Origin of the sequence: Streptosporangium sp. NBC_01755 (assembly GCF_035917995.1) — a bacterium.
In the GTDB taxonomy this organism is placed as follows: domain Bacteria; phylum Actinomycetota; class Actinomycetes; order Streptosporangiales; family Streptosporangiaceae; genus Streptosporangium.
This window is the reverse complement of sequence record NZ_CP109131.1, coordinates 6,007,195-6,029,674: the sequence shown is the minus strand read 5'-3', so window position 1 is coordinate 6,029,674 and position 22,480 is coordinate 6,007,195. Positions and strand designations below refer to the sequence as shown.

General features: G+C 69.7%; 18 protein-coding genes. 7 read left to right on the top strand and 11 right to left on the bottom strand.

Annotated features, from left to right (window positions below; all coding sequences use genetic code 11):
* Positions 1–58: 58 nt before the first annotated feature.
* Positions 59–1,261, bottom strand: a complete 1,203-nt coding sequence (locus OG884_RS28700) for an MFS transporter (RefSeq protein WP_326637984.1) — start codon at positions 1,259–1,261, stop codon at positions 59–61.
* Between the two features lie 209 nt (positions 1,262–1,470).
* On the opposite strand from OG884_RS28700, the gene panB reads away from it, so the two are divergent.
* On the top strand, positions 1,471–2,316 hold the full coding sequence (gene panB, locus OG884_RS28695; RefSeq protein ID WP_326637983.1) for a 3-methyl-2-oxobutanoate hydroxymethyltransferase: 846 nt from the start codon (positions 1,471–1,473) through the stop codon (positions 2,314–2,316).
* A 90-nt stretch (positions 2,317–2,406) separates the two neighbouring features.
* Here panB and OG884_RS28690 read toward each other — a convergent pair whose 3' ends face one another.
* The 3 genes from OG884_RS28690 to npdG all read right to left on the bottom strand — a co-directional run bounded on the left by OG884_RS28690 (position 2,407) and on the right by npdG (position 5,629).
* Entirely contained in the window at positions 2,407–3,318 is a 912-nt protein-coding gene (locus OG884_RS28690; RefSeq protein ID WP_326637981.1) for a threonine/serine dehydratase, read from the bottom strand.
* Between the two features lie 94 nt (positions 3,319–3,412).
* Entirely contained in the window at positions 3,413–4,585 is a 1,173-nt protein-coding gene (locus OG884_RS28685) for a trans-sulfuration enzyme family protein (protein ID WP_326637979.1), read from the bottom strand.
* A gap of 378 nt (positions 4,586–4,963) precedes the next feature.
* A complete protein-coding gene (npdG, locus tag OG884_RS28680; protein ID WP_326637977.1) occupies positions 4,964–5,629 on the bottom strand; it encodes an NADPH-dependent F420 reductase in 666 nt (221 codons plus the stop codon).
* A 124-nt stretch (positions 5,630–5,753) separates the two neighbouring features.
* On the opposite strand from npdG, the gene OG884_RS28675 reads away from it, so the two are divergent.
* Complete coding sequence (locus tag OG884_RS28675; protein WP_326637976.1) at positions 5,754–6,332, top strand: hypothetical protein; 579 nt, start codon at positions 5,754–5,756, stop codon at positions 6,330–6,332.
* Between the two features lie 209 nt (positions 6,333–6,541).
* Here OG884_RS28675 and OG884_RS28670 read toward each other — a convergent pair whose 3' ends face one another.
* Entirely contained in the window at positions 6,542–6,724 is a 183-nt protein-coding gene (locus OG884_RS28670) for a hypothetical protein (RefSeq protein ID WP_326637974.1), read from the bottom strand.
* A gap of 44 nt (positions 6,725–6,768) precedes the next feature.
* Between OG884_RS28670 and map the strand changes: the two genes are divergently transcribed.
* Positions 6,769–7,617 carry a type I methionyl aminopeptidase gene (map, locus tag OG884_RS28665; RefSeq protein ID WP_326637972.1) on the top strand — a complete coding sequence of 283 codons (849 nt, stop codon included), beginning with the start codon at positions 6,769–6,771 and terminating at the stop codon, positions 7,615–7,617.
* Between the two features lie 290 nt (positions 7,618–7,907).
* Here the strand turns inward: map and OG884_RS28660 are convergent, their stop codons facing one another.
* From OG884_RS28660 to OG884_RS28645, 4 genes are all read right to left on the bottom strand, one after another.
* Positions 7,908–8,321 carry a sensor histidine kinase gene (locus OG884_RS28660; RefSeq protein ID WP_326637970.1) on the bottom strand — a complete coding sequence of 138 codons (414 nt, stop codon included), beginning with the start codon at positions 8,319–8,321 and terminating at the stop codon, positions 7,908–7,910.
* Positions 8,322–8,501: 180 nt separating this feature from the next.
* Positions 8,502–10,553 (bottom strand): bifunctional copper resistance protein CopD/cytochrome c oxidase assembly protein, encoded by a 2,052-nt coding sequence (locus tag OG884_RS28655; protein WP_326637968.1) that lies wholly within the window; start codon positions 10,551–10,553, stop codon positions 8,502–8,504.
* A complete protein-coding gene (locus OG884_RS28650) occupies positions 10,550–11,170 on the bottom strand; it encodes a copper resistance CopC family protein (RefSeq protein WP_326637967.1) in 621 nt (206 codons plus the stop codon). Before OG884_RS28650 ends, OG884_RS28655 begins: the two co-directional genes overlap by 4 nt.
* A 94-nt stretch (positions 11,171–11,264) precedes the next feature.
* Positions 11,265–12,539: a helix-turn-helix domain-containing protein gene (locus OG884_RS28645; RefSeq protein ID WP_326647019.1), complete on the bottom strand. Its 1,275-nt coding sequence runs from the start codon at positions 12,537–12,539 to the stop codon at positions 11,265–11,267.
* A 1,420-nt stretch (positions 12,540–13,959) separates the two neighbouring features.
* Between OG884_RS28645 and OG884_RS28640 the strand changes: the two genes are divergently transcribed.
* Positions 13,960–16,191 (top strand): xanthine dehydrogenase family protein molybdopterin-binding subunit, encoded by a 2,232-nt coding sequence (locus OG884_RS28640; protein WP_326637966.1) that lies wholly within the window; start codon positions 13,960–13,962, stop codon positions 16,189–16,191.
* A 163-nt stretch (positions 16,192–16,354) separates the two neighbouring features.
* Positions 16,355–17,731, top strand: a complete 1,377-nt coding sequence (locus tag OG884_RS28635; RefSeq protein ID WP_326637965.1) for an NCS2 family permease — start codon at positions 16,355–16,357, stop codon at positions 17,729–17,731.
* A gap of 32 nt (positions 17,732–17,763) precedes the next feature.
* Here OG884_RS28635 and OG884_RS28630 read toward each other — a convergent pair whose 3' ends face one another.
* Entirely contained in the window at positions 17,764–18,885 is a 1,122-nt protein-coding gene (locus OG884_RS28630; RefSeq protein WP_326637964.1) for an excalibur calcium-binding domain-containing protein, read from the bottom strand.
* An 861-nt stretch (positions 18,886–19,746) separates the two neighbouring features.
* Between OG884_RS28630 and ald the strand changes: the two genes are divergently transcribed.
* Positions 19,747–20,865 carry an alanine dehydrogenase gene (ald, locus tag OG884_RS28625; RefSeq protein ID WP_326637963.1) on the top strand — a complete coding sequence of 373 codons (1,119 nt, stop codon included), beginning with the start codon at positions 19,747–19,749 and terminating at the stop codon, positions 20,863–20,865.
* 78 nt (positions 20,866–20,943) lie between these two features.
* Here the strand turns inward: ald and OG884_RS28620 are convergent, their stop codons facing one another.
* The gene (locus tag OG884_RS28620; RefSeq protein ID WP_326637962.1) at positions 20,944–21,645 is read right to left on the bottom strand and encodes a DUF3105 domain-containing protein; all 702 of its coding nucleotides are present in this window, start codon (positions 21,643–21,645) and stop codon (positions 20,944–20,946) included.
* Between the two features lie 122 nt (positions 21,646–21,767).
* Here OG884_RS28620 and OG884_RS28615 point away from each other — a divergent pair, with 122 nt between their 5' ends.
* On the top strand, positions 21,768–22,418 hold the full coding sequence (locus tag OG884_RS28615) for a DUF305 domain-containing protein (RefSeq protein WP_326637961.1): 651 nt from the start codon (positions 21,768–21,770) through the stop codon (positions 22,416–22,418).
* Positions 22,419–22,480 lie beyond the last annotated feature (62 nt).

The following is a 22,480-nucleotide window of genomic DNA, read 5'->3' as shown; positions in this document are numbered from 1 at the left end:
TCTGGCCGGGCGCGATCCGGGCCGGAGCCGGGCCGGAGCAGAGGCCCAGAGCAGTGGTTCAGGCCGCGACCGGGAGCGGCTCCTTGATCGAGGTCTCGGTGCGCCGCCAGAACGGCGCGGCGGCTCCGACCATCAGCACGCAGACCAGCCCGGCGGCGGCGAAGGCCCAGCCGGGACCGGGGCCGTCGATGATCACACCCGCGATGGGCGCCGCGGAGGCGCCGCCGATCAGCAGCGCCGTACCGTGCAGTCCCATCGCCTCGCCGCGGGCCTCCGCGGGAACCCACCGGCTCACGGTGTCGATCGAGGAGGACAGGCCGGGAGCGCACAGCACGCCCGCCGGCAGCAGGGCCAGGACCAACCAGTGCCAGTCGCCGCCGACCAGCCCGACGGGGATGGTGAGCACCCCCATGGCTCCGATCAGGACCAGCGGCGAGCGTCCGCGAGGCAGCATTCCGTACACGAAGCCACCGGCCAGCGAGTAGGCGCACCACAGGGCGATCGCCAGCCCGATCCACGCGGTGTCGCCGCTCCGCTGCATCGTCGCCACCATGGACAGCTCCGTGGCGGCCAGCACGAAGGTCGCCGCGACGACGGTGCCGAGCAGTCCGAACATGCCCGGGGTGAGCCACTGGCGGCGCGCGACCCTCCGCACCGGTTCACGGAGCTCCTCGGCCGAGCGGACGGGCGGGTTCAGCACGATCAGCATCATCCCCGAGACGACCAGACCTGCCGCGACGATGCCCATGGTGGCGATGCTGCCGAGGGTGGTCACCCCCGCGATCGCCAGGGCGGGGCCGGCCATGTAGGAGAGCTCCACGATCATGGAGTCGAGGGAGAAACCCATTCTGCGCTGCTCGACCGGGACCAGCGCGGTAAGGCACTGCCTGATCACGCTGAACACCGGGAGAGCGAGAAGGCCCGCGGGCACCGCGGCCGCGAGCAGTACCGGGAACGGCAGCGCCCACGCGACGGACCAGAAGACGAGCTGGGCGAGCGTGGTCACCGCCAGCACCGGGCGCAGGCCGTGCCTGTCGACGAACCTGCCCGCCAGGGGTGAGCCGACGGCCATGCCCACGGTGCTCGCCATGGTCACCAGACCGGCTGCGCCGAAGCCGAGGCCGAGTCCGCCGGGGTCGACGACGTGCATCGTCAGCGTGATGGCGACCGCGGTCGAGGGAATGCGGGCGAGCAGCCCCACCAGCAGCAACGACCGCACACCTGGGAGTGCCAACAGGCGGCGGTAAGGTTCTACAGCCATTGTGATTACTTACCTCCGTCAGCATTGTGCCGTACCCCCCCGACACTTCCGCCACCGGATTTACCTCGGAGGGTGTGCCGTACGCCACCCACACCCCCACCGTCGGATTACCAAACCGGTCGGGTCTGTTGAACCTGCCGAACGCGTGCAATCATCGGAACCGTCCGGGGACGCCATCAGGGGCGCCTCGAGACTTCACTGGAGGTCCCATGTCCTCTTCCGCCAACAGCCTGCCGACCTCTCTCTACGGCGGCCAGGCCGGCCGAAGGATCACCGTGCGCGACGTCGCCGCCGCCAAGGAGCGCGGCGAGCGGTGGCCGATGGTCACCGCCTACGACGCGATGACCGCCAGGGTCTTCGACGAGGCCGGCATCCCCGTGCTGCTCGTCGGCGACTCGGCGGCCATGGTCGTGTACGGCTACGACTCGACGCTGCCCGTATCGGTGGACGATCTCATGCCGCTGACCGCGGCCGTGGTGCGTGGCTCCTCCCGCGCGATGGTCGTGGCCGACCTGCCGTTCGGCTCCTACCAGGCCTCTCCCCAGCAGGCCCTGGAGACGGCCGCCCGGTTCATGAAGGAGGCCGGCGCCCACGCGATCAAGCTTGAGGGCGGGCGGAGGGTGCTCCCCCAGGTCGAGGCGCTGGTCTCGGCGGGCATCCCGGTGATGGCCCACCTGGGCCTGACCCCCCAGTCGGTCAACGCGTTCGGCGGCTACCGGGTACAGGGCCGCGGCCAGTCGGGTGACGAGCTGATGGCCGACGCCAAGGACCTGGAGTACGCCGGAGCATTCGCCGTGGTCCTGGAGTGCGTTCCCGCCGAGCTGGCCGAGCGGGTCACCTCGTCCCTGTCGATCCCGACGATCGGCATCGGTGCCGGGCCCGGCACCGACGCGCAGGTCCTCGTCTGGCAGGACCTGATGGGCCTGACCGCCAGCCCGGCCAAGTTCGTCAAGAAGTACTTCGACCTGGCCCACGAGATGGACAGGGCCGTGCGCAGCTTCGCCGACGAGGTGGCGACCGGCGCCTTCCCCTCCGCCGAGCACAGCTACCGCTGACGGACCTCGCCGCTCCGGCGCTCCGGGAAACCCTGACGGCGCCGGGGCGTTTCGGGTGCGGCGTGGCGAGGTCAGGCAGGCGTGGCGAGGTCAGGCGAGCGTGGCGGGGTCGGTGTTGGCACCGCATACGACCACGGCCACCCGCTCCCCGGGAGCCGGGGTGTAGACGCCGGACAGCAGGGCCGCGTACGCGGCGGCGCCGGCGTGCTCGGCGGCGATCCGGTGGTTCCGCCACATCTCGCGCCGCGCCTCGACGATCGCCTCCTCGGAGACCAGAAGGCTCCGTACCCCCGCCGCGCCCGTGATCTCACAGGCGATCTCGCCCGCCCGGCTCGCGCCCAGGGCGTCGGCCCCCACCCCGGTGACCTCGACCCCGACCGGCTCACCGGCCTCCAGCGCCCGGTGCAGGGTCGGGATGAGCTCGGGCTCGACGGCGACCACGCGAGCCCGGCCGTCGAGGGCGACGGTGATCCCGGCGACGAGCCCGCCGCCGCCGACCGCGACGAGGACCGTGTCGACTCCCCCGGTCTGCTCCAGGATCTCCAGGCCGACCGTGCCCTGCCCCGCGACCACCTCCACCTGGTCGTAGGCGTGCACGTCCAGGGCACCGGTCTCGGCCGCGCGCTTGACGGACGCCTCGTAGGCGTCGGCGTAGACGGCACCGATCTGGGTCACCCGCGCGCCCAGCGCGCGCAGACCGGCCACCTTCACCGGGCTGGACACCGTCGGCACGAAGATCTCCGCCTGGACGCCGAGACTCCGCGCCACATACGCCACCGCCAGGCCGTGGTTGCCCCCGCTCGCCGCGATCAGCCCGGCCTCGGGGATCTCTCCGCTGGACAGGGCCCGGTTGAAACCTCCTCGCGCCTTGAACGACCCCGAGTGCTGCAGCCCCTCCAGCTTGAAGAACAACCCCGGCGACATCTCGACCACCGGTGTGCGCCGGACGTACCCCGCGATGCGCTCGGCGGCCCGTTCCACGTCCCCGATCGACACGCTCACGCGCGCCCCCTTCCCAGAAAGCGGCTCGGAAAGTGGCCGCCCCTGCCCTCCCGGCGGCCCCGTTGCCGCAGTCTAGGAGACGCCATGGACATCGTCAGAAGAGCGCCTGCTCGAAGTCGGCCCACAGGTCCTCGATGTGCTCGATGCCGACCGCCACCCGTACGGTGCCCTCGCCGACTCCGTGCCGGGCGAGCTCCTCGGCCGTCAGGGAGCGGTGGGAGGTGGTCGCGGGGTGCAGGACGAGCGTCTCGACACCGCCGAGGGACGGGGCCAGCAGGGCCAGCCGCACCGAGCTCATGAACCGCTCGCCCGCCGCCCGGCCTCCGGTCAGGTCGAAGGAGAAGACGCCTCCGAAGTCGGGCAGCAGCTTGGCCGCCAGCGCGTACGAGGGGTGCGAGGGCAGGCCCGGCCAGTGCACGACGGAGACCGCGGGGTGGTCGTTCAGGCGGGTGGCCAGCTCGCGGGTGTTGAAGCAGTGCCGCTCCATCCGTAGCGGCAGTGTCTGGATGCCGCGCAGGGTGAGCCAGGCGGCGAACGGGTCCGCAGTGGCGCCCAGCTTGACGTTGAAGGCCCACACCTCGCGGTACAGCTCGTCGGAGGCGAAGACGGCGATCCCGCCGAGCACGTCGGTGTGACCGCTCAGATACTTGGTCGTGGAGTGCACCACGATGTCGGCCCCGTGCTCCAGCGGCCGGCACAGGATCGGTGAGGCGAAGGTGTTGTCGACCACGGAGACGAGTCCGGCCTCGCGTGCCGCGGCGCACATGCCCGGCAGGTCGGCGACCTGGGTCACCGGGTTGGCGATGGTCTCCAGGTAGACGAGCTTCGTCTCCGGCCGCACCGCCGCGCGCAGCGCCGCCGGATCGTCCTCGGGGACGTAGGAGACCGAGATCCGGAAGCGCCGCTCCAGATCGTTGATCATCGAGGCGGTGCCGCCGTAGAGCGCCTGCTGCGCGATCAGGTGATCACCGGGCTCCAGCAGCGCGAACAGCACGGAGTTGATGGCCCCCATCCCGGAACCGGTGGCCACGGCGCCGACACCGCCCTCCAGGCCGGCGACGGCCTCCTCCAAGGAGCGGACCGTCGGGTTCGACAGGCGCCCGTAGACGAAGGCCCCGTCCGGGCGGCCCATCCCGTCGGCGAAGACGGCCGGGTCGTCGAAGACGAAGCCTGAGGTCTGGTAGAGCGGCACCGCGATGGGGCGGCTGCCGTTCAGCGGCGGTTGAGGGAGGTGGACGGTACGGGTTTCTGGATGAAAATCGGCCATAAGACAAGAATGTCCGGTTAACCGACTGTTTGTCAGATCCGGTTGGTGCGATGTTCGTCATCAAAAGCACGAATCCCCCGACCCGGGACGCCGGTTAGGCCACCTCGACGGCCTCTGGCTCTCGGCCACGCGTGCGCGACCACCTGACGAGCGCCATCGCCAAGACCGGCGCCCGCAACAGGATCAACACCAACAGGACCGACACCATCAGGACCGACACCGTCGGGATCGCCGAGGATGCCGGCTGGATCCGACGGAGGCCACCTCGCCCGCGCACACCGGGAGCGCCGATCACGACCGGCGCCAGGTGGCTTTCCCTCAACCCCGGTGCCGCAGACTTACGGAGCAGCCGAAATCGTCAGATGACCGGCCGTCGCGCTAGATGTCGGTGACGCGCAGGCCGGCGTGGGCCTTGTAGCGGCGGTTGATCGAGATGAAGTTGGCGGTCATCGCCTCGACCTGGTGGGCGTTGCGCAGGCGACCGCCGTACACGCCGCGCATGCCGGAGATGCGGCTCGCCAGCGCCTGGACGGTGTCGGTGGCCGCACGGTCGTCGCCCAGTACGAGCACATCCAGGTCGATCTTGTCGACCTCGGGGTCCAGCAGCAGGACGGCGGAGACATGGTGGAAGGCGGCGACCACCCGGCTGTCGGGCAGGACCGCGGCCGCCTGCTGGGCGGCGCTACCCTCCTCGACCGCGAGCGCGTAGGCGCCCTGCTTGTCGAAGCCGAGCGGGTTGACGCAGTCGATGACGACCTTTCCGGCCAGCTCGGCACGGAGAGACTCCAGCGTGGAACGGTGCCCGTCCCAGGGAATGGCCACGATCACCACGTCGGCCTCGGCCGCCACGGTCGGGTTGTCGGCGCCGCGTACCGATCCGCCGATGCTCGCCGCCGCCTGCTGAGCCCGCTCGGCGCTGCGTGAGCCGATCAGCACGCTGTGCCCGGCGAGGGCGAACCGCCGCGCCAACCCCTTGCCCTGGTCACCGGTCCCGCCCAGGATCCCGATCGAGATTCCGCTCACGTCTGGAATATCAGTGCTCACTCACCGCTCCTCATCGTCCCCGACCCCTCAGGATCGGACTCCATCGACCATATCGTCTGCCCGGAATCCTCTCAGGGGCGCATTCCCGGGATCATCGCAGGGTATCTGGGGCACGATGGTCCGCATGGACGCTGGGTCGGTGACACTGCTGCGCGAGATCCTGGCTTCGACGGGCTGGGTCGAGCGGACCCGCGAGCTCGGCCTCGCCCTGCGCGCGACACGCTCGGTCGGCGGGCTGCTGGTGGTCGGCACGCCCGAGGAGGAGCCCTGGCACCTGACCGCGCATCTGAGCGACGAGGCCAGGCTCTCCGGGCTGCCCCAGCTCGCCCCGACACTGGTCCGCTGGGCGCCCACCCCCGGCGCGCCCGCGCACCTGCGGGTCGGGCTGGAACGGATCCGGCAGGCCGGACGGGGCGAGACCCTGTTCGTGGTGGCCGAGGAGCGCGCCCCCGAGGCGCTGCTGGAGCGGGTAAGCGACGCCCGCAGGACCGGTACGACGATCCTGGCCCTGGACGGCGGTGACACGGAACTGGCTGGCCTGGCCCACGACGCGCTGACGATCCCGGAACGGGCCCCCTTCTCCTTCGACGGGGCACAGCACCTGGTGAGCATGGCCGCGGGCGAGGTCGAGCGGCGCCTCGGCCTGCGTGACCGCCTGGCCAGGCTGCTGGAGCGGGTCAGCGGCCCACAGGTCGCCGACTAGGTGCGACGTTCCTCATCGGAAGCACGGATCCACACCGGCCCAGGAGGCCGGACAGGCCGCCCTGACAGCCTCAGGTTTTCGGCCGCGCGTCGTGCCCTCCTTTGAGGAACGGAGCACTCTTTGAGGAACGGAGCACTAGGCACACCGATCACGGAGGTCGGGTGAGGGAGGGTCTCCGGGTTCGGTGCGGGGCCTTCGCCCGTTCGGCCTCAGTCGTCGTCCTCCCAGGCCTGATCGTCCTTCTTCCAGTCCTCGTTCCGATCGGCCGCGGTCTTCAGCGCGTTGGCCGCGGCCTCGCGCGTCGGATACGGCCCCATCCGGTCCTTGTTCGGGCAACCCTCGTCGGGTTCGACGGCCATGTGCTTCAGGCAGAACCACCATTGGTCACTCATGCCGCAATCCTGCCCGGTGGGAAGCGCAACTAGACTGTGGGACCATGACGACACTGCTCCAGCCCGGGCGGATCTCTCCCATCCGCAAGGTTCCCTCTCACATCCAGCGGCCGGAGTATGTCGGGAGGAAATCCCCGAAGACCGGAGAGGCCGACGTCAAGACCCCCGAGATCATCGAGCGGATGCGGGTCGCGGGCAAGCTGGCGGCCCAGGCGCTCGAAGAGGTCGGCAGGCACGTGGCGCCCGGCGTCACCACCGACGAGCTCGACCGGATCGGCCACGACTTCCTCTGCGAGCGGGGAGCGTATCCCAGCACGCTCGGCTACCGGGGATATCCCAAGTCGCTGTGCACCTCGATCAACGAGGTGATCTGCCACGGCATCCCTGACGACACCGTGCTGCGCGACGGCGACATCGTCAACATCGACATCACCGCCTTCATCGGGGGCGTGCACGGCGACACCGACGCCACCTTCCTGGTCGGCGACGTCGACGAGGAGTCGCGACTGCTGGTCGAGCGCACCCGCGAGGCCACCAACCGGGCCATCAAGGCCATCGCCCCCGGCCGGCAGCTCAACGTGGCCGGCCGCGTGATCGAGGCCTATGCCAAGCGGTTCGGCTACGGCGTGGTCCGTGACTTCACCGGCCACGGCATCGGCACCACGTTCCACTCGGGCCTGATCGTCCCTCACTACGACGACCCGTCGCTGACGGTCACACTGGAGCCGGGCATGACGTTCACCATCGAGCCCATGCTGACGCTCGGCACCATCGACTACGACGTCTGGCCCGACGGCTGGACCGCCGTCACCAAGGATCGCAAGCGGACCGCCCAGTTCGAGCACACCATCCTGGTGACCGAGACCGGCCACGAGATCCTGACACTTCCCTGACCCCTTCGCTCAGGGGTCGCGCCCCCACCCGAAGGCCGGACGCGGAATCCCGGCGGGTCCCCTTCTCGCGAGACCCCTCCCTATGGGTCCCCTTCTCGCGAGACCCCTCCCTATGGGTCCCCTTCTCGCGAGACCCCTCCCTATGGGTCCCCTTCTCGCGAGACCCCTCCCTATGGGTCCCCTTCTCGCGAGACCCCTCCTCGCGGAAGCCCTCCCTGCGGGACCCCTCCTTGCGAGCCACCTCCTCGCGGGACCCCGGCGGTTCCGGGACGCGCTCCGCCGCCGTACCGCTAGTCCTGGCGGGGCACCACTCCGGTGACCGTGGTTCCCGCGCCGGGAACGCCGTTGACGCTGAGCGCGCCGCCGACCTGGTCGAAGTGGGCGTGCATGGCGGTGATGCCCCGGCCCTCGGCCTGGCCGAAGAAGCCGATGCCGTTGTCACTCACCGTCATGCGCAGACCGCTGCGGCCGAGGGTGACGGCGACGGCCACGACATGCGCGCCGCTGTGCCGCTCGACATTGGTGAGCGCCTCCGCGAGCGAGGACATCACCGCCCTGGTGATCCCGGCCGGAACGTCGCCGGTGGGCAGCGCCCAGATCTCGACGGTGATCCCGGTGTGCTCGGACCATTCGGTGAGATACCCCTCCAGGGCCTGGGCCAGCCTCCGGCTCCGGCCCTCACGTATGCGCAGTTCCTCGGACACTGCTTAACCTTCCTGATGCACATTGCAGCCACCGGCCCCCCGACCGGATATGTGGCTGGGCGTGGCGCGCGATGACGAAGCGCTGCGCCCGCTGCGGTGAGCACGAGCTCCCCTGAAACACCAGGCTACCTGGAGATGTTTCGTACCGGGGCTGGAAGATAGCAGGCCGTGGCTGTCCGGCTATTTAACGCCGTCGCGCTTGTTGAGTTTGGCCAGGTACTCGTTGTAGGCGTCGAGTTGGGCGTCGCCGCTGCCGCCGGTGCGGGCCGCGGCGGCGTCGGCTCGGCGGTCGGCTCGGCGGGCTCTGCGGTCGTCGGCGCGCCACCACTGGAAGGCCAGGGCGAGAAGCACGATGAGCGTCGGGATCTCGCCGAACCCCCAGGCGATGGCGCCGCCGGTCTGCTGATCCTCGACCGCGGAGGCGCCCCATGTCCGGCCGAGCTGGTCGTACCAGTCGGAGGCCAGCACGGTGGTCATGCTCATCAGCGCGATGCCGAAGAACGCGTGGAACGGCATGGTCACGAACAGCAGGATGAGCCGGGCCACGTGCGGCAACTGGTAGGGAGCCGGATCGACACCGATGATCACCCAGAAGAACAGGGAACCGCTGAGCAGGAAGTGCACGGTCATCACGATGTGGCCGAGGTGCTCCTCCATCGCGGCGGCGAACAGCGGGGTGAAGTAGAGCGCGTAGGTGGAGACGATGAAGATCGCGGTAGCGATCGCCGGGTGGGTGACGAAGCGGACGAACCTACTGTGCAGGATCGTGGTCAGCCACTCGCGGGGTCCTCGGTCGCCCCTACGTGCGGCGGGCTTGAGGGCGCGCAGGGCCAGGGTGACGGGCGCACCGAGCACCAGGAAGATCGGCACCATCATCGACAGCGTCATGTGCTCGGCCATGTGCGCGCTGAACAGCACCTTGGCGTAGCGGGCGACGCCGCTCTGGGTGGCGATCAGCAGGATCAGCACGCCGGTGAACCAGGCGGCCGTACGGCCCTTGGACCAGGAGTCGCCACGCCGGGCGAGCCGCACGACACCCGCGAGGTAGAGACCGGCCAGCAGGGCGATGAGCGTGCCCGAGAACAGGTCGAACCACCACAGCGAGACCAGGTTGGCCAGCGAGATCTCCGGCGGCATGGTGTAGCCGAGCACCTCGAAGGCCCTGTCGACGGGCAGGACCACCGGGGGCGGCGCGGTGCGGGAGAGCGCGACGGCCAGCCCGATGGCCGCGAACATGACGACGATCTCGCCGGTGGCGAAGCGGATGAAGGTGCCGGAGCCGCCCGCGGCGAGCAACGGCAGGGTCCGCCTGCGGTGCCACCAGCCGACGGCGCCGAGCAGCGCGAACGCGGCGGTCTTGGCCAGCAGCAGCAGGCCGTAGGCGGAGGTGAGGAGCTCGGAGACCGAGGTGAGCCTGGCCAGGACGCTGAACAGGCCGGACAGCCCCACTCCGATGAAGCACCACAGTGCCAGGGTCGAGAAGCGGGCGGCGGCGATCTCCAGGTGCGACTGCCGGCGCAGCGCGTGCGCGCAGAGCACGCCGAGGCCGCCCACCCAGAGTGCGAGGACGACGAGGTGGACCGCGACGCCGGTGGTGGCCAGGTCGTGGTTGGGTGAGGAGGCGGAGTGACCGGTCAGCGCGGGCGGGAGCAGGGTGACCAGCGCGAGGATGAGCAGGCCGCCGGCCGCGCCGGCGGTGATCGCCCCTCGGGCGAAGAGCGCGATCGCGACCGAGAAGAGCACGACCAGGGTCAGCGCGATGCCCTGGGAGACCTGGCTGGCGAAGCTGGTGAGCTCGTTGCCGCCGAGCACGTCGGCCACCGGCATCCCGAACGCCTCGGAGAGGCTGAACACCATCGTGGCGGCGGCGGCCCCGGCCCAGGCGAGGGCGATCCAGGAGGCGGCCTTGACGTAACCGAGGGCGGGCTTGCCCAGCAGGCCCTTGTCGTTGGGGAGCAGGATCGTGGCGGCCAGGAGCGTGCCGACGGTGAGCACGCCCGCCGCGTCCATCGCCAGCTTCGCCAGCGGCAGCCCCCAGCGGGTGAAGGCTCCCTGGTCGGGCAGACCGGGGATGATGCGCGGGGTCGCGGCGCCTCCGGCGATCATGGCGATCACCAGGGCGACGGCGGCCGCCCCCGCACCCGCCAGGGCGAGCTTCACGGCCCGGGCGTTCCCCGGCGTCTCGCTCTGCGCCGTCTGCGCCGTCTGCGCGGCCCGCGCGGGCCCGCTCATGGCCGCTTCTTGTTGCGCATGCTGAAGAACAGTCCGATACCGACGCCGGTCACGCCTCCGACGATGATCCACATCCAGCCGGGCACGCCCTGCGAGGATTCGGGCCCCTCGTCCCTGAGCACGGCGGCCGGGCTGAGCGCGGCGACCGGCGTGCGCTCGGCCGAGGTCTCCGCGGTGACCGGGCTTTCGGCGGCCGCCGGAGACTCGGAGGCGGCCTCGGACGGCGACGGTGACGGCGACTCCGACGGGGAGGCGGAGCCGAGCAGGGTGAAGGGAATCTCACCCTCTATCGGGTGGCCGTCGGAGGAGACGACGCGGTAGGCGATGACGTAGTCACCGGGGGGGAGATCTCCCTTGACCTTCTGGGTCACCACCGCGCCGTCGACGACGGGTTTGCCGTCCTGGTGGTTCTCGTCTCCGGAACGTACGACGACGTTCGGGAAGCGCACCGAGGCGGTGAACGTCAGCTTCACCTCCTCCAGGCTTTCGACCTTGGCGCCCTTGGCCGGGTCGCTGCTCTTGAGCCGGTCATGGGCGAGGGCCGGCGAGGCGAAGGCCGTGCCGAGAACGAGGGCGGCGAGAAGCGCGAGGGCGACCGCGACAGGGGAAGTCTTCATGGCAACCCCAAGGCTACCCAGGTGACCACGCGGTCTCGCCCCCTGTCCGATCTGTCTTCGGCGCGGGCCTTCCGTCCCGACCTTCCGCCCCGGCCTACAGCCCGACGCAGGCCAGCGCCCGCTTGTAGGCGTCGACGCTCCGGTCCGGTTCGTCGATCCGCTCCAGGACCCGGGCGGCGGTCAGCCAGGCGTGGGCGCTGGAGCGGGTCTCCGGCACCTGCTTCAGGCATTCCGCCCCGGCGAGCAGCTCCTGCGAGGCCTGTTCCTGCAGGCCCAGCTCCGCGAGGGTCTCGCCGTGCAGCAGACGGGCCTCCGCCTGCATGAACTTCGGCATGCCGTCGAGCAGGTCGCAGACGAAGCGCATGTGTTCCTCGGCCCGCTCGGGCCGGGCGAGCAGCAGCTCCGCCCGGACGAGGTTCATCGCGCAGCGCATCTTGTCTATCGAGCTGGCGGAGCTCTCCGCCAGTTCCTTCTCCACCTTCAACAGCACGTCGCGCCAGGTCTCGGCCTCCATGGGCCGCACGATCAGCAGGACCTGGGCGTAGTCGCTGCGCAGCCGGGCCAGCCGGCGCGCATCGCCGTACTCGGACTGGATGGCCAGGGCACGCTCGACATGTGTGACCGCCTCGTCGGCGTGACCGCTCTCGACGGCGACGATCGCGGCGCCCCAGTGCGCCAGGGTGAGCGCCTGCGGGCTGCCGAGGAGCTCGGCGGCGGCGATCATCTCAGCGGAGAAGTGGCGGGCCCGGAGCAGGTCGCCGCGGTTGAAGTAGGCGGCGAGGAGCTGACTGCCCAGCCGCATCAGGCTGTCGGTCCAGACCGGCCGGACCGCGCCGGTGAGAATCTCCTCGGGGACCTGCACCGCCCGGGCCAGGTCTCCGTTCTCGCGGTAACAGCGTGAGAGCGCCACGGCCACCGCGACGTGACGCTCGGGGCTCATGGCCGCCGCGTCGTTCTCGCGCAGCCCGTTGAGCAGGGCGATCGCCTGGTTCAGGTCTCCGCAGGCCTCGGTCGCGAGAGCCAGGCCGTACTCGGCGTCCTGCCTCATCTGGGGCAGACCCGCCAGGCCGCTGTCGGCGAGGAGCTCGGCGTAGCGGGTGCGGGCCTCGACGACCTCGCCGTTGTCCATGGCCAGCCGCGCGTAGCTGAGCGCGAGCTCGATCTCCTGCATCTGCTCGGCCGTGACACCATTGATCAGATACGTAAGGGAACAGTCGAGTTTTTCGGCCAGAAGCTCCAGTACCGCAGGGGTCGGAGTACGCTTGCCACTCTCGATGAGAGATACGTAACTGTCCGACAGTTCTGGATGGGCGAGCTGCGCTTGGGAAAAACCGCGTTGCCGACGGACGGTTTTGATGCGCTGCCCCACCAAGTCTTGACCAGTCACGTTACCCCTTGAAAGATATCATTTGAGCAGCAGAACCTACGACAGGAGTCTCCCCGTGCGCCGACGTCTTGCCTTGTCTGCCCTCGCCATGCTATTTACGGCTGCTTTTGCCGTCACTGGCAATGCTACGACCGCGAGCGCTGATTCGTCTGCCCCCCCGAAGGACACCGGCAAGTATTCTTTGCAGACGAGTGCCGCCCAGGCCTACCTGGGCTGGGGCTTCCCGGACTGACCGACGGCTCAGCCCGCCGGAAAGACCGGGAACGGAAAGAACCCCTCCCGCCCTCGTGGAGAGCTTCCAGCCAGCAAGCCCCTCCACCCGGAGGAACCGGTGCGGCCCGCATCGGCGTGAGCGTACGGGCATCCGGCCTGCGCGTTCCACCAGACGGGATCTGTGGGTGGCCGCCGGGCCGGGATCCAGAACCCTTCCGCGAAAGACCATCACTCTTCACGGAGGATCCCGGCCGAAGGCAACGCCTACATATAGATCCCATTACATCTGTATAGATTTCATTGCAGGTCACGGCTCGAACCGAGAGGGCCGGCGGCACCCGCCTGCCTCCTCTCATCGGTCACGCCTTTCCGTCTGTCTTCTCTCGCCGACCGGCCCGCAGGCCGGTCGGCCGGTCGGTCGGTCGGCTCGCAGGCCGGTCGGCCGATCGGCTCGCAGGCCGATCGGCTCGCAGGCCGATCGGCTCGCGAAATTCGTGCCGTCACCTCCGCGCCGCCGGCCGGTCCGCGGGATTGCCGGCTCACGAAACCCATGTCGCCGTCCTCCGCGTCGCCGACCGCGTCTCTCGGCCCCCTCGTTTTTAAACCAGCCATTACCCTAAGAAATACATTGAACTAATCCGCTATCAAGTCAATGTCCTAAACCGGTCAGCCGACTTCCCCGAAGGCGGAGCGGCCCTGTCCACTTCAGGCGAGGGAAGGCCCCGGGGGAAGCCGGGAGCGCGACCCGCCCGGAGAGAAGTCACGGGACGGCCCGGCAGGACGGAGGGATGATCGGTGGACGACTCCCCTTCACGCGCGTACGACGGCGGATCCACCGCGTGTGCCACGCACCTCCCCTTCCGCATCGCGAATCGCCTCGGAAATCCGTCGGATTCCAGTCTGAGAACGGCGTCTCCTGCCCGGAGAAACACATGTGTGTTCTAGCAAGCGCATTCATGAGGGGCACATGACCCATTCTTTCCTGCCCTCTCCCTCGGCGGGCGGAAGAGACCAGAGCCGTCCACGGCCCCCGGCCGGATGATGCCCGCTGAGGACCACGAACCCGTGAGACGCCGCCCCGACCACGCGCACGCGGCCGGGCACAACCATAAGAGTCGCTAACGACCGTGCCCCGCCTTCCCCCGTGTCTGCCATGTCCGGCCCCGGCCCCGGCTGATGTACTACCGGAGTGAGCGGCATCGAAACACGGCAGAGCCTGGGCGTCGGCGAGAGCGTCCTGCGTCCCGACGGGACGCTGAAGGTCACGGGTGAGTTCGCCTACTCCTCCGACCTGTATCTGGCGGACATGATCTGGGGGGTCACCCTGCGCAGCCCGCACCCGTCGGCGTGGATCCGCTCGATCGACGTCGGCCCCGCGCTGGCCATGCCCGGCGTGTACGCGGTGCTCACCCACGAGGACGTGCCGGGCGAGAAGTTCTACGGGCTGGACCACAGGGACCAGCCGGTGCTCGCCGTCGACCAGGTCCGCTACCAGGGCGAGCCGGTCGCGCTGGTCGCCGCCGACCACCCCGAGCGCGCCAGGCGTGCGGCCGAGGCCGTCATCGTGGAGTACGAGGTCCGCGAGCCCGTCACCGACCCTCGCCGGGCCGCCTTCGACGCCTCCTGTCCCGCGGTCCACGAGCGCGGCAACGTGCTGCGCCACCAGCCGGTCCGGGTCGGCTCGGTGTTCGAGGCCCCCGTGGTCGTCACCGGCGAGTACGAGGTCGGCATGCAGGACCAGGCCTTCCTCGGCCCGGAGTCCGGGCTGGCCGTACCCGCCGAGGACGGCGGGGTGGACCTGTACGTCGCCACCCAGTGGCTGCACGCCGACCGGGGCCAGATCGCGCCGTGCCTGGGACTGCCCGAGGAGAAGGTGCGGCTCTCGCTGGCCGGGGTGGGCGGCGCGTTCGGCGCCCGTGAGGATCTGTCCATGCAGGTCCACGCGTGCATGCTGGCCCTGCGCACGGGCCGCCCCGTGAAGATCGTCTACAACCGCGAGGAGTCCTTCTACGGCCACGTCCACCGGCACCCGGCCAGGATGCGCTACGAGCACGGCGCCACCCGCGAGGGCAGGCTGCTCTACGTCAGGGCGGAGATCCTGCTGGACGGCGGCGCCTACTGCTCCACCTCCCCGGCCGTGGTCGGCAACGCGGCCTCGCTGGGGGTCGGCCCCTACGAGGTGGACAACGTCTGGATCGACGCCTACGGCGTCTATACCAACAACCCGCCCTGCGGGGCGATGCGCGGTTTCGGCGCGGTGCAGGCCTGCTACGCCTACGAGTCGCAGATGGACAGGCTGGCCGAGGCATGCGGGATCTCCCCCGTCGAGGTCAGGATCCGCAACGCGGTCTCCCAGGGGTCGAGGCTGGCCACCGGGCAGGTGGTCGACTCGCCCGCGCCGCTGGCCGAGATGCTCACGGAACTCGCCGCGATGCCGCTGCCCGCCGCGCCTGACGCCCCGGAGGGCACGGGCCGGACGGACCTGCTGAACATGCCGGGCGGCGTCTCGCAGACCACCCACGGCGAGGGCGTGCGGCGCGGAGTCGGCTACGGCGTGGGTATCAAGAACATCTGCTTCTCCGAGGGCTTCGACGACCACTCGACCGCCAGGGTGCGGGTGGAGCTGATCGGCGGGGAGCCGCACGTCCTGGTGCACACGGCGGCGGCCGAGGTGGGACAGGGGCTGCTGATGGTCCAGGAGCAGATCGCCAGGACCGAGCTGGGGATCGACACGGTGACGGTCGCGCGGGCGGACACCTCCGTCGGGTCGGCCGGATCCTCGTCGGCGTCCCGCCAGTCCTACGTCACCGGCGGCGCGGTCAGGGCGGCCTGCCAGGCCGTACGGGAGCGGCTGGACAAGCTGCGGGCCGACGGATCGTCGCTGGTGCGGGCTCTGGAGCTGGCCGGGGCCGTGGAGGAGACCAGGGAGTACCGGCACCGGCCCACCTTCCCGCTGGACCCGGTCACCGGGCAGGGCGACTCCCACACCCAGCTCGCGCTGTGCGTGCACCGCGCGGTCGTGGACGTGGACGTGGAGCTCGGCCTGGTCAAGGTGGTGGAGCTGGCCGCGGTCCAGGACGTGGGCCGGATCATGAACCCGCTCGCGCTGGAGGGCCAGATCCACGGCGGCTCGGCCCAGGGGCTGGGGCTGGCGCTCATGGAGGAGATCCAGGTCCGCGACGGGCTGGTGCGAAACCCCTCGTTCACCGACTACCTGATCCCCACCATCCTCGACATGCCGCCGATGCGGGTGTCGATCCTGGAGAACCCGGACCCGCACGCCCCCTACGGCCTGCGCGGCGCGGGCGAGCCGCCCACCCTCTCGTCCACCCCGGCCGTGGCCGCCGCGGTAAGGGCCGCGACCGGCCTACCACTGCCCCGGGTGCCCATTCGCCCCCATGACATCGCCCTGAACGGGTAGGAACCGGCATCCCACCCCGCACGAACCTGTTTGGCAGGTTGCTCACCATGACATCGCCCTGAGCGGGAGGAATCGGCATCCACCTGTTTGGCAGGTTGCTCACCATGACACCGTCCTGAGCGGGTAGGAACCGCGCATCCCCTCCATCTCCGGAGGGGAATCCATGGATCGCTTCTTCGAGCTTTCGGCCAGGGGCACGACGGTCGGCCGCGAGATCCGTGGCGGGATAACCACATTCATGGCGATGGCCTACGTCATCCTGCTGAACCCGATCATCCTGGGCGGGGCGACGGACGTCACGGGGGCCAAGCTGTCCATCCCGCAGCTGACCACGTCAACGATCCTCGCGGCGGCGGTGAGCACGCTGCTCATGGGAGTGATCGGCAACGCACCGCTCGGGGTCGCGACCGGGCTCGGGCTGAACGCGGTGGTCGCCTACCAGGCCGCGCCGCACATGACATGGGCCCAGGCGATGGGGCTGGTGGTGCTGGAGGGGCTGGTGATCGTGCTGCTGGCCGTATCCGGGCTGCGACAGCTCATCATGAACTCCATCCCGCTGGCGCTGAAACACGCGATCAGCGTGGGGATCGGCATGTTCATCACGCTGATCGGGCTGGTGGACGCGGGTTTCGTCGGCAGGGGTACGGGGTCCCCGGTCCAGCTCGGTACCACCGGGCACCTGACGGGCTGGCCGGTGGCGCTGTTCTGCCTGGGGCTCCTGGTGATGATCGTCCTTTTCGTGCGCAATACCCGGGGCGCCATCCTGATCGGCATCGTGGTCACCGCCGTGCTCGCCCTCGTGGTCGACACGTTCACCACCGTCCCGCCGGAGCTCTGGGGTGTCGTGGTCCCCCAGATGCCGGAAGCGGTGGTCGGGGCACCCGACTTCGGGCTGGTCGGCCAGGTGGACCTGTTCGGCGGATTCGCCCGCGCCGGCGCGGTCACCGCCATCGTCGTGCTGTTCACGCTCGTGCTGTCGGGGTTCTTCGACGCGATGGGCACCATCATCGGGGTGAGCGACGAGGCCGGCCTGGTGGACGAGCAGGGCCGGGTGCCCCGGCTGGGGGCGATCCTCACCGTGGACGGCGTGTCCGCGGCGATCGGGGGTCTCACGAGTTCCTCGGCGAACACGGTGTTCGTGGAGTCGGCGGCCGGGGTCGGAGAGGGGGCCAGGACCGGCCTGGCGGCCATCGTCACCGGCGGCCTGTTCTCGCTGACCCTGCTCTTCACACCGGTCGCCACCGTCGTCCCCGCCGCCGCGGCCGCGCCCGCGCTGGTCCTGGTGGGCGCGCTGATGATGACCCAGGTCAGGAAGGTGCCCTGGGAGGATCTGACCATTGCGATCCCCGCGTTCCTGACGATCGTGCTGATGCCTTTCACCTACAGCATCACCAACGGCGTGGGCGCAGGCGTGATCTCCTACACCGTCATCCAGGCGGCACTCGGCCGGGCGGGGAGGCTCCCGGGGCTGCTCTGGGTGGTCAGCCTGATCTTCGCGGTCTACTTCGGCGTCGACGGCATCGGAACGCTGTTCTTCTGAGACGACCCGCTCTGGATCGCGCGGAGCCGCTCTCAGGACCTGTCATTCAGCTCGCAGGCGATGCCGTCCTTGTCTCCGTCGATGTACCAGTCGTACTCCTGGTGAATCCCCTTGTGGTACGGGCCGTATCCGTTGTCGTTCGCCTCCTTGCAGGTCCGGTACTTGGGGTTGGGGTTTCCCTCGCCTGACGTGGCCGGAGAGGTGTTCGTGGTGCTGGGGTTGGTGGCAGTCGGGTTCGTTCCCGCCTGGCCAGTTCCCGCTTGGCCCGTTCCTGTTGGGTTCGTGGTGTTGGGGTTGGTGGCAGCCGGATTTGTTACCGTCTGACCCGTTCCTGTTGGGTTCGTGGTGTTGGGGTTGGTGGCAGCCGGATTTGTTACCGTCTGACCCGTTCCTGTGGGATTCGTGGTGTCCGGGGCGCCATTGGCCGGCGGGGTCACGGGCTGGCCGGGCTGCGAGTCCGTAGACGGATCGGCCGGTGGGGTGAAGACCGACGTGTCGTTCGGCTGAGGATCGGCGGTCGATCCCGTATCGGTGCCACTTGAGCCGAGCAGCCGGACGACCATCGCGTCCGCCTGCTCCTTGGTGAAGGAACCGGCGATGCTCAGGCTGTCGGCGGTGATCGCCTGGGCGACCCGGGGAGCCGCCACCACCTTCTCCCCCACGATGATCGCGATCTGCTGCCTGACCGGGTCGCCCTCCTTGACCAACTCCTCGGTCAGGTCGTTGATCTGCTCGCGGAAGGCAGGCGCGAACGCGATCCTGACCGAGTAGGTGCCGTTCTTCTCCTGGATCGTCTCGATCTTCCGCACGGCGTTCACGGTGACCCCTGCGGCGACCGCGTAGCAGTTCTGCCCAAGGTCGTCGGGGTAGGTCTCCGGAAGCGTGCAGACTCCGGCCTTCGCCTCGGTCACCGGGGCGAAGTGGATGGGAACCGCCAGCCGGCTGGGCGGCTTGGCGCCGAGTGGCATGTCGGGGTTGCGGGTCATGAGCACCGCGATGGTGCCGAGCACGCCGGTGATCAGTACGACGAAGACCAGGGTGGTCACCAGGATCGCGGTCGTGACCCGGCTCGCCCTGGGCACCCCGGGCACCCCGGGCACCCCCGGCACCCCGCTCGGCGCTCCTCCGGCCTGCCTGCCACCGGCCTCCGGCACGCCCGCTCCTGGCCCACCCACCCCCGGAACGCTCATCCCGGGGCCGCCCGGCCCCGGCACGCCCACCCCAGGGCCGCCGGACCCCTGGCTGCCGGGACCCTGGCCCCCCTGACCACCCGGCCCCCGGCCGCCCGGACCTGGGCCACCCGGGCCGCGATCATCGAAACCCGGACCGGCGAACCCCGTATCACCACCGGATCCCGGACCACCGGATCCCGGACCACCGGATCCCGGACCACCGGATCCCGGACCGTCGTAGCCGGGATCGCCGGGCCTTGAAGCAGCGGGGCCGGAATCGGCCGGACCGGAACCGCCGACACCAGGACCTCCGGGGCCCGGTTCGGCAGAGGGCTCGGCGCCCGGTTCCCAGGGGCCACGGGCGTGGCGTCCGGACGAGGCACCGGGGCGCTCAGGCGGCGTGAAAGCTTCACGGCGCTCAGACGGCGTAAAGGCATCACGGCGCTCGGGCGGCGTGAAAGCTTCACGGCGCTCAGACGGCGTAAAAGCGTCACCGCGCTCAGACGGTGTGAAGGCGTCGTAGGAGGATGAGGGTCCCCATGGCGCGCCAGCGGGCTCGTCAGGCCCGGCCGGAGGTCCCTGCGGTACGGGCGGCCCACCCGGCCCCGCGTGCATCCCCATCGTCATATCCCCGTATTCCTCGCAGCTGTTCGCGGCGAGCCTACCGATCAGCGCGGGGAGCCGGTAACCCCGCAAGTCAGGATGTATACCGATGGGTCGAGCGTCGACGACCGCTGACTGAATGCCACCGGTGCTGCCCCGTTCCTGCCACCTTGCGCGTGATTGCTCCCTTTCGGGGAACGCAACGTGAAGAAGAGGACACGCGCCCACCCTGGAGGAGCCGTGAAGATCTCTGTTCCCAGCGAGGTCAAGAACCATGAGTACCGGGTGGCCCTGACTCCCGCCGGAGTCCACGAGTTCATCCGGCACGGTCATGAGGTCTTCGTGGAGAAGGACGCCGGGGTGGGGTCCGCCATTCCCGACACCGACTTCCAATGCGTGGGCGCGACCATCCTGGACTCCGCGGACGACGTGTGGGCCGAGGGCGACCTGGTGCTGAAGGTCAAGGAGCCTGTTCCCGAGGAGTACCACCGGATGCGCAAGGGCCAGGTGCTCTTCACCTACCTGCACCTGGCCGCGTCGGCGGCCTGCACCCGGGCCATGCTCGAATCGGGGATCACCGGCATCGCCTACGAGACGGTGCAGAACGCGAACGGCTTCCTGCCTCTGCTGGCCCCCATGTCCGAGGTGGCCGGACGGCTCGCCCCGCAGGTGGGCGCCTACCACCTGATGCGCCAGGGCGGTGGGCGAGGTGTGCTGATGGGCGGGGTTTCGGGCGTGCACGCGGCCAGCGTGGTCGTGATCGGCGCCGGAGTCTCCGGTATGAACGCCGCGGTCATCGCACTGGGCATGCAGGCGGAGGTGCTGCTGCTGGACCGTGACATCGACAAACTCCGCCAGGCGGACATGATCTACAGGGGCCACTGCAGGACCGTCGCCTCCACCGCGTACGAGATCGAACGGGCGGTGCTGGACGCGGACCTGGTCATCGGCGCGGTGCTGATCGCGGGTGCGAGAGCTCCCAAACTGGTCGACAACGATCTGGTCTCGCGGATGAGGCCCGGCTCGGTCCTGGTGGACATCTCCATCGACCAGGGCGGCTGCTTCGAGGACTCCCGGCCCACCACACATGACCGTCCGACGTACCGGGTGCACGGCTCGGTGTTCTACTGCGTGGCCAACATGCCGGGAGCGGTCCCGCACACCTCGACGTACGCCCTGACCAACGTGACGGTCCCCTACGCCCTCGCGATCGCCGACCTGGGCTGGCGGGAGGCCCTGCTGGGCGACCCCGCGCTGGCCCTGGGCCTGAACACGCACGAGGGGCACCTGACCAGCCGGCCCGTGGCCGAGGCTCACGGGCTGGAGGCGGTGCCCCTGGAATGGGCGTTGCGGGCCTAGGTCGCGGGCCTGGGATCGCGGGCCTAGGTCACGGGCCTGAATCGCGGGCCTAGGTCGCGGGCCTGGATCAGGATCTGGTCAGGGCGCCGGGGTGCTGCTGGGTACCGGGGCGTCGGTGGCCGGGGCGCTCTGGCTGGGCGCCGTGGACGGCGCGGTCGCCGGGATGGGCGTCTCGGCGGCGGTGGTGCCCACCCCGCCGCTGCAGGAGGCGCCGAGCTCGGGGGTATCCGGGCCGTTCTTGTACTTGGTGATGAACTTGGGCAGGCGCGGGTCTTCCACACTGTCCAGCTTGAGCTGCTTGTTCCAGGAGCTGGCCACGACCTTGGAGGGCAGCTCCGGGTACGGGCTCAGCAACATGTAGTCCTTGGAGGCCAGGTCCTTCAGCGTGTCCAGCTCGGCCTTGGGCAGGTCGGGCCGGTAGGTGATCCACACGGCGCCGTGCTCCATGGAGTGGACGGCGGTCTCGTTGTTGATCGGCTGGTCGTAGATACCGCAGTTCTGCCAGGCCGGGTTGTGCTCACCACCGAGCGGAGGGCTCTCCTTGTACACCACCTTGGTCTGGGTGTGCTGGCTGCCGACGTACTTCGCGCTGGTGACGTTGTCCAGCGAGGTCACGGCCCGCTCGTTGACCATGTAGAAGGCGACGAGCCCGACGAGCAGAACGATGACGAGGCCTCCGGCACCCCACATCAGGAATGCCGTTCTGCGCTCCTTGCGCTGCTGCTCCGCACGCATCCGGGCGAGGTGCTCCCGCCTCGCCTGCGCCTTTTCCTTGGTCATCAACCCTCCAGCCAGCAAACAACTCCGGGTCACCCTATGCCCTACCGGCGTATGTGGAGAATAAAGGGCTCATAACACGTGATAGAGCGACGATTCGCAGCAGTGGGTACGCTGGGCAGGCAATGGAAACTCCGATTAAAGACAGCGCAAAGACCAGGCGCGGCGTGGCGCTCGGCATCCTGCTCGGCTGCCTGATCGTGGCGGCCACGCTGCTGTTTGTCGTGGGCAGGACGGCGACCCCGACCGACGCCTCGTCGGAGGCGGGATTCGCCCGCGACATGTCCGTCCACCATGCCCAGGCCGTCGAGATGTCCTTCGTCGCCAGGGACGGGAGCAAGGACGAGGCGCTCCGGCGGCTGGCCTATGACATCATCGTCACCCAGACGGCCCAGCGCGGCATCTTCACCGGCTGGTTGCAGCAGTGGGGGTTGAACCAGGCGACCGAACGGCCGGCCATGGCGTGGATGGCCGGTCACGGCGGCCACTCTGTAACGCCGGGCGCGTCCGCGGCGATGCCCGGTATGGCCACCGGCGACGAGCTCAAAAGGCTCCACGAGGCCACAGGCAAGGACCAGGAGATCCTCTTCCTGCAGCTCATGATCCGCCATCACGAGGGCGGCGTGCAGATGGGCCGGGGGCTGCTAAAACTGTCCGACCGCGACGAGGTGGCCACCATGGCGCAGCACATCGTCAACGGTCAGACAGGTGAGATCGAGTTGATGACCGATATGTTGCGGCAGCGCGGCGCCCAGCGGCTGCCTTCCATCCTTTAAAAGCGTCGGCGCGTCCCTGTGCGGCCGGTCTCCGGCCAGGGCAGCATGGAGCCAACCTGGCC

Coding starts and splice junctions, on each gene's coding strand:
- OG884_RS28700 (WP_326637984.1), bottom strand. CDS start 1,261: ATGGCTGTAGAACCTTACCGCCGCCTGTTGGCACTCCCAGGTGTGCGG.
- panB (WP_326637983.1), top strand. CDS start 1,471: ATGTCCTCTTCCGCCAACAGCCTGCCGACCTCTCTCTACGGCGGCCAG.
- OG884_RS28685 (WP_326637979.1), bottom strand. CDS start 4,585: ATGGCCGATTTTCATCCAGAAACCCGTACCGTCCACCTCCCTCAACCG.
- OG884_RS28675 (WP_326637976.1), top strand. CDS start 5,754: ATGGACGCTGGGTCGGTGACACTGCTGCGCGAGATCCTGGCTTCGACG.
- OG884_RS28670 (WP_326637974.1), bottom strand. CDS start 6,724: ATGAGTGACCAATGGTGGTTCTGCCTGAAGCACATGGCCGTCGAACCC.
- map (WP_326637972.1), top strand. CDS start 6,769: ATGACGACACTGCTCCAGCCCGGGCGGATCTCTCCCATCCGCAAGGTT.
- OG884_RS28655 (WP_326637968.1), bottom strand. CDS start 10,553: ATGAGCGGGCCCGCGCGGGCCGCGCAGACGGCGCAGACGGCGCAGAGC.
- OG884_RS28650 (WP_326637967.1), bottom strand. CDS start 11,170: ATGAAGACTTCCCCTGTCGCGGTCGCCCTCGCGCTTCTCGCCGCCCTC.
- OG884_RS28635 (WP_326637965.1), top strand. CDS start 16,355: ATGGATCGCTTCTTCGAGCTTTCGGCCAGGGGCACGACGGTCGGCCGC.
- OG884_RS28620 (WP_326637962.1), bottom strand. CDS start 21,645: ATGACCAAGGAAAAGGCGCAGGCGAGGCGGGAGCACCTCGCCCGGATG.
- OG884_RS28615 (WP_326637961.1), top strand. CDS start 21,768: ATGGAAACTCCGATTAAAGACAGCGCAAAGACCAGGCGCGGCGTGGCG.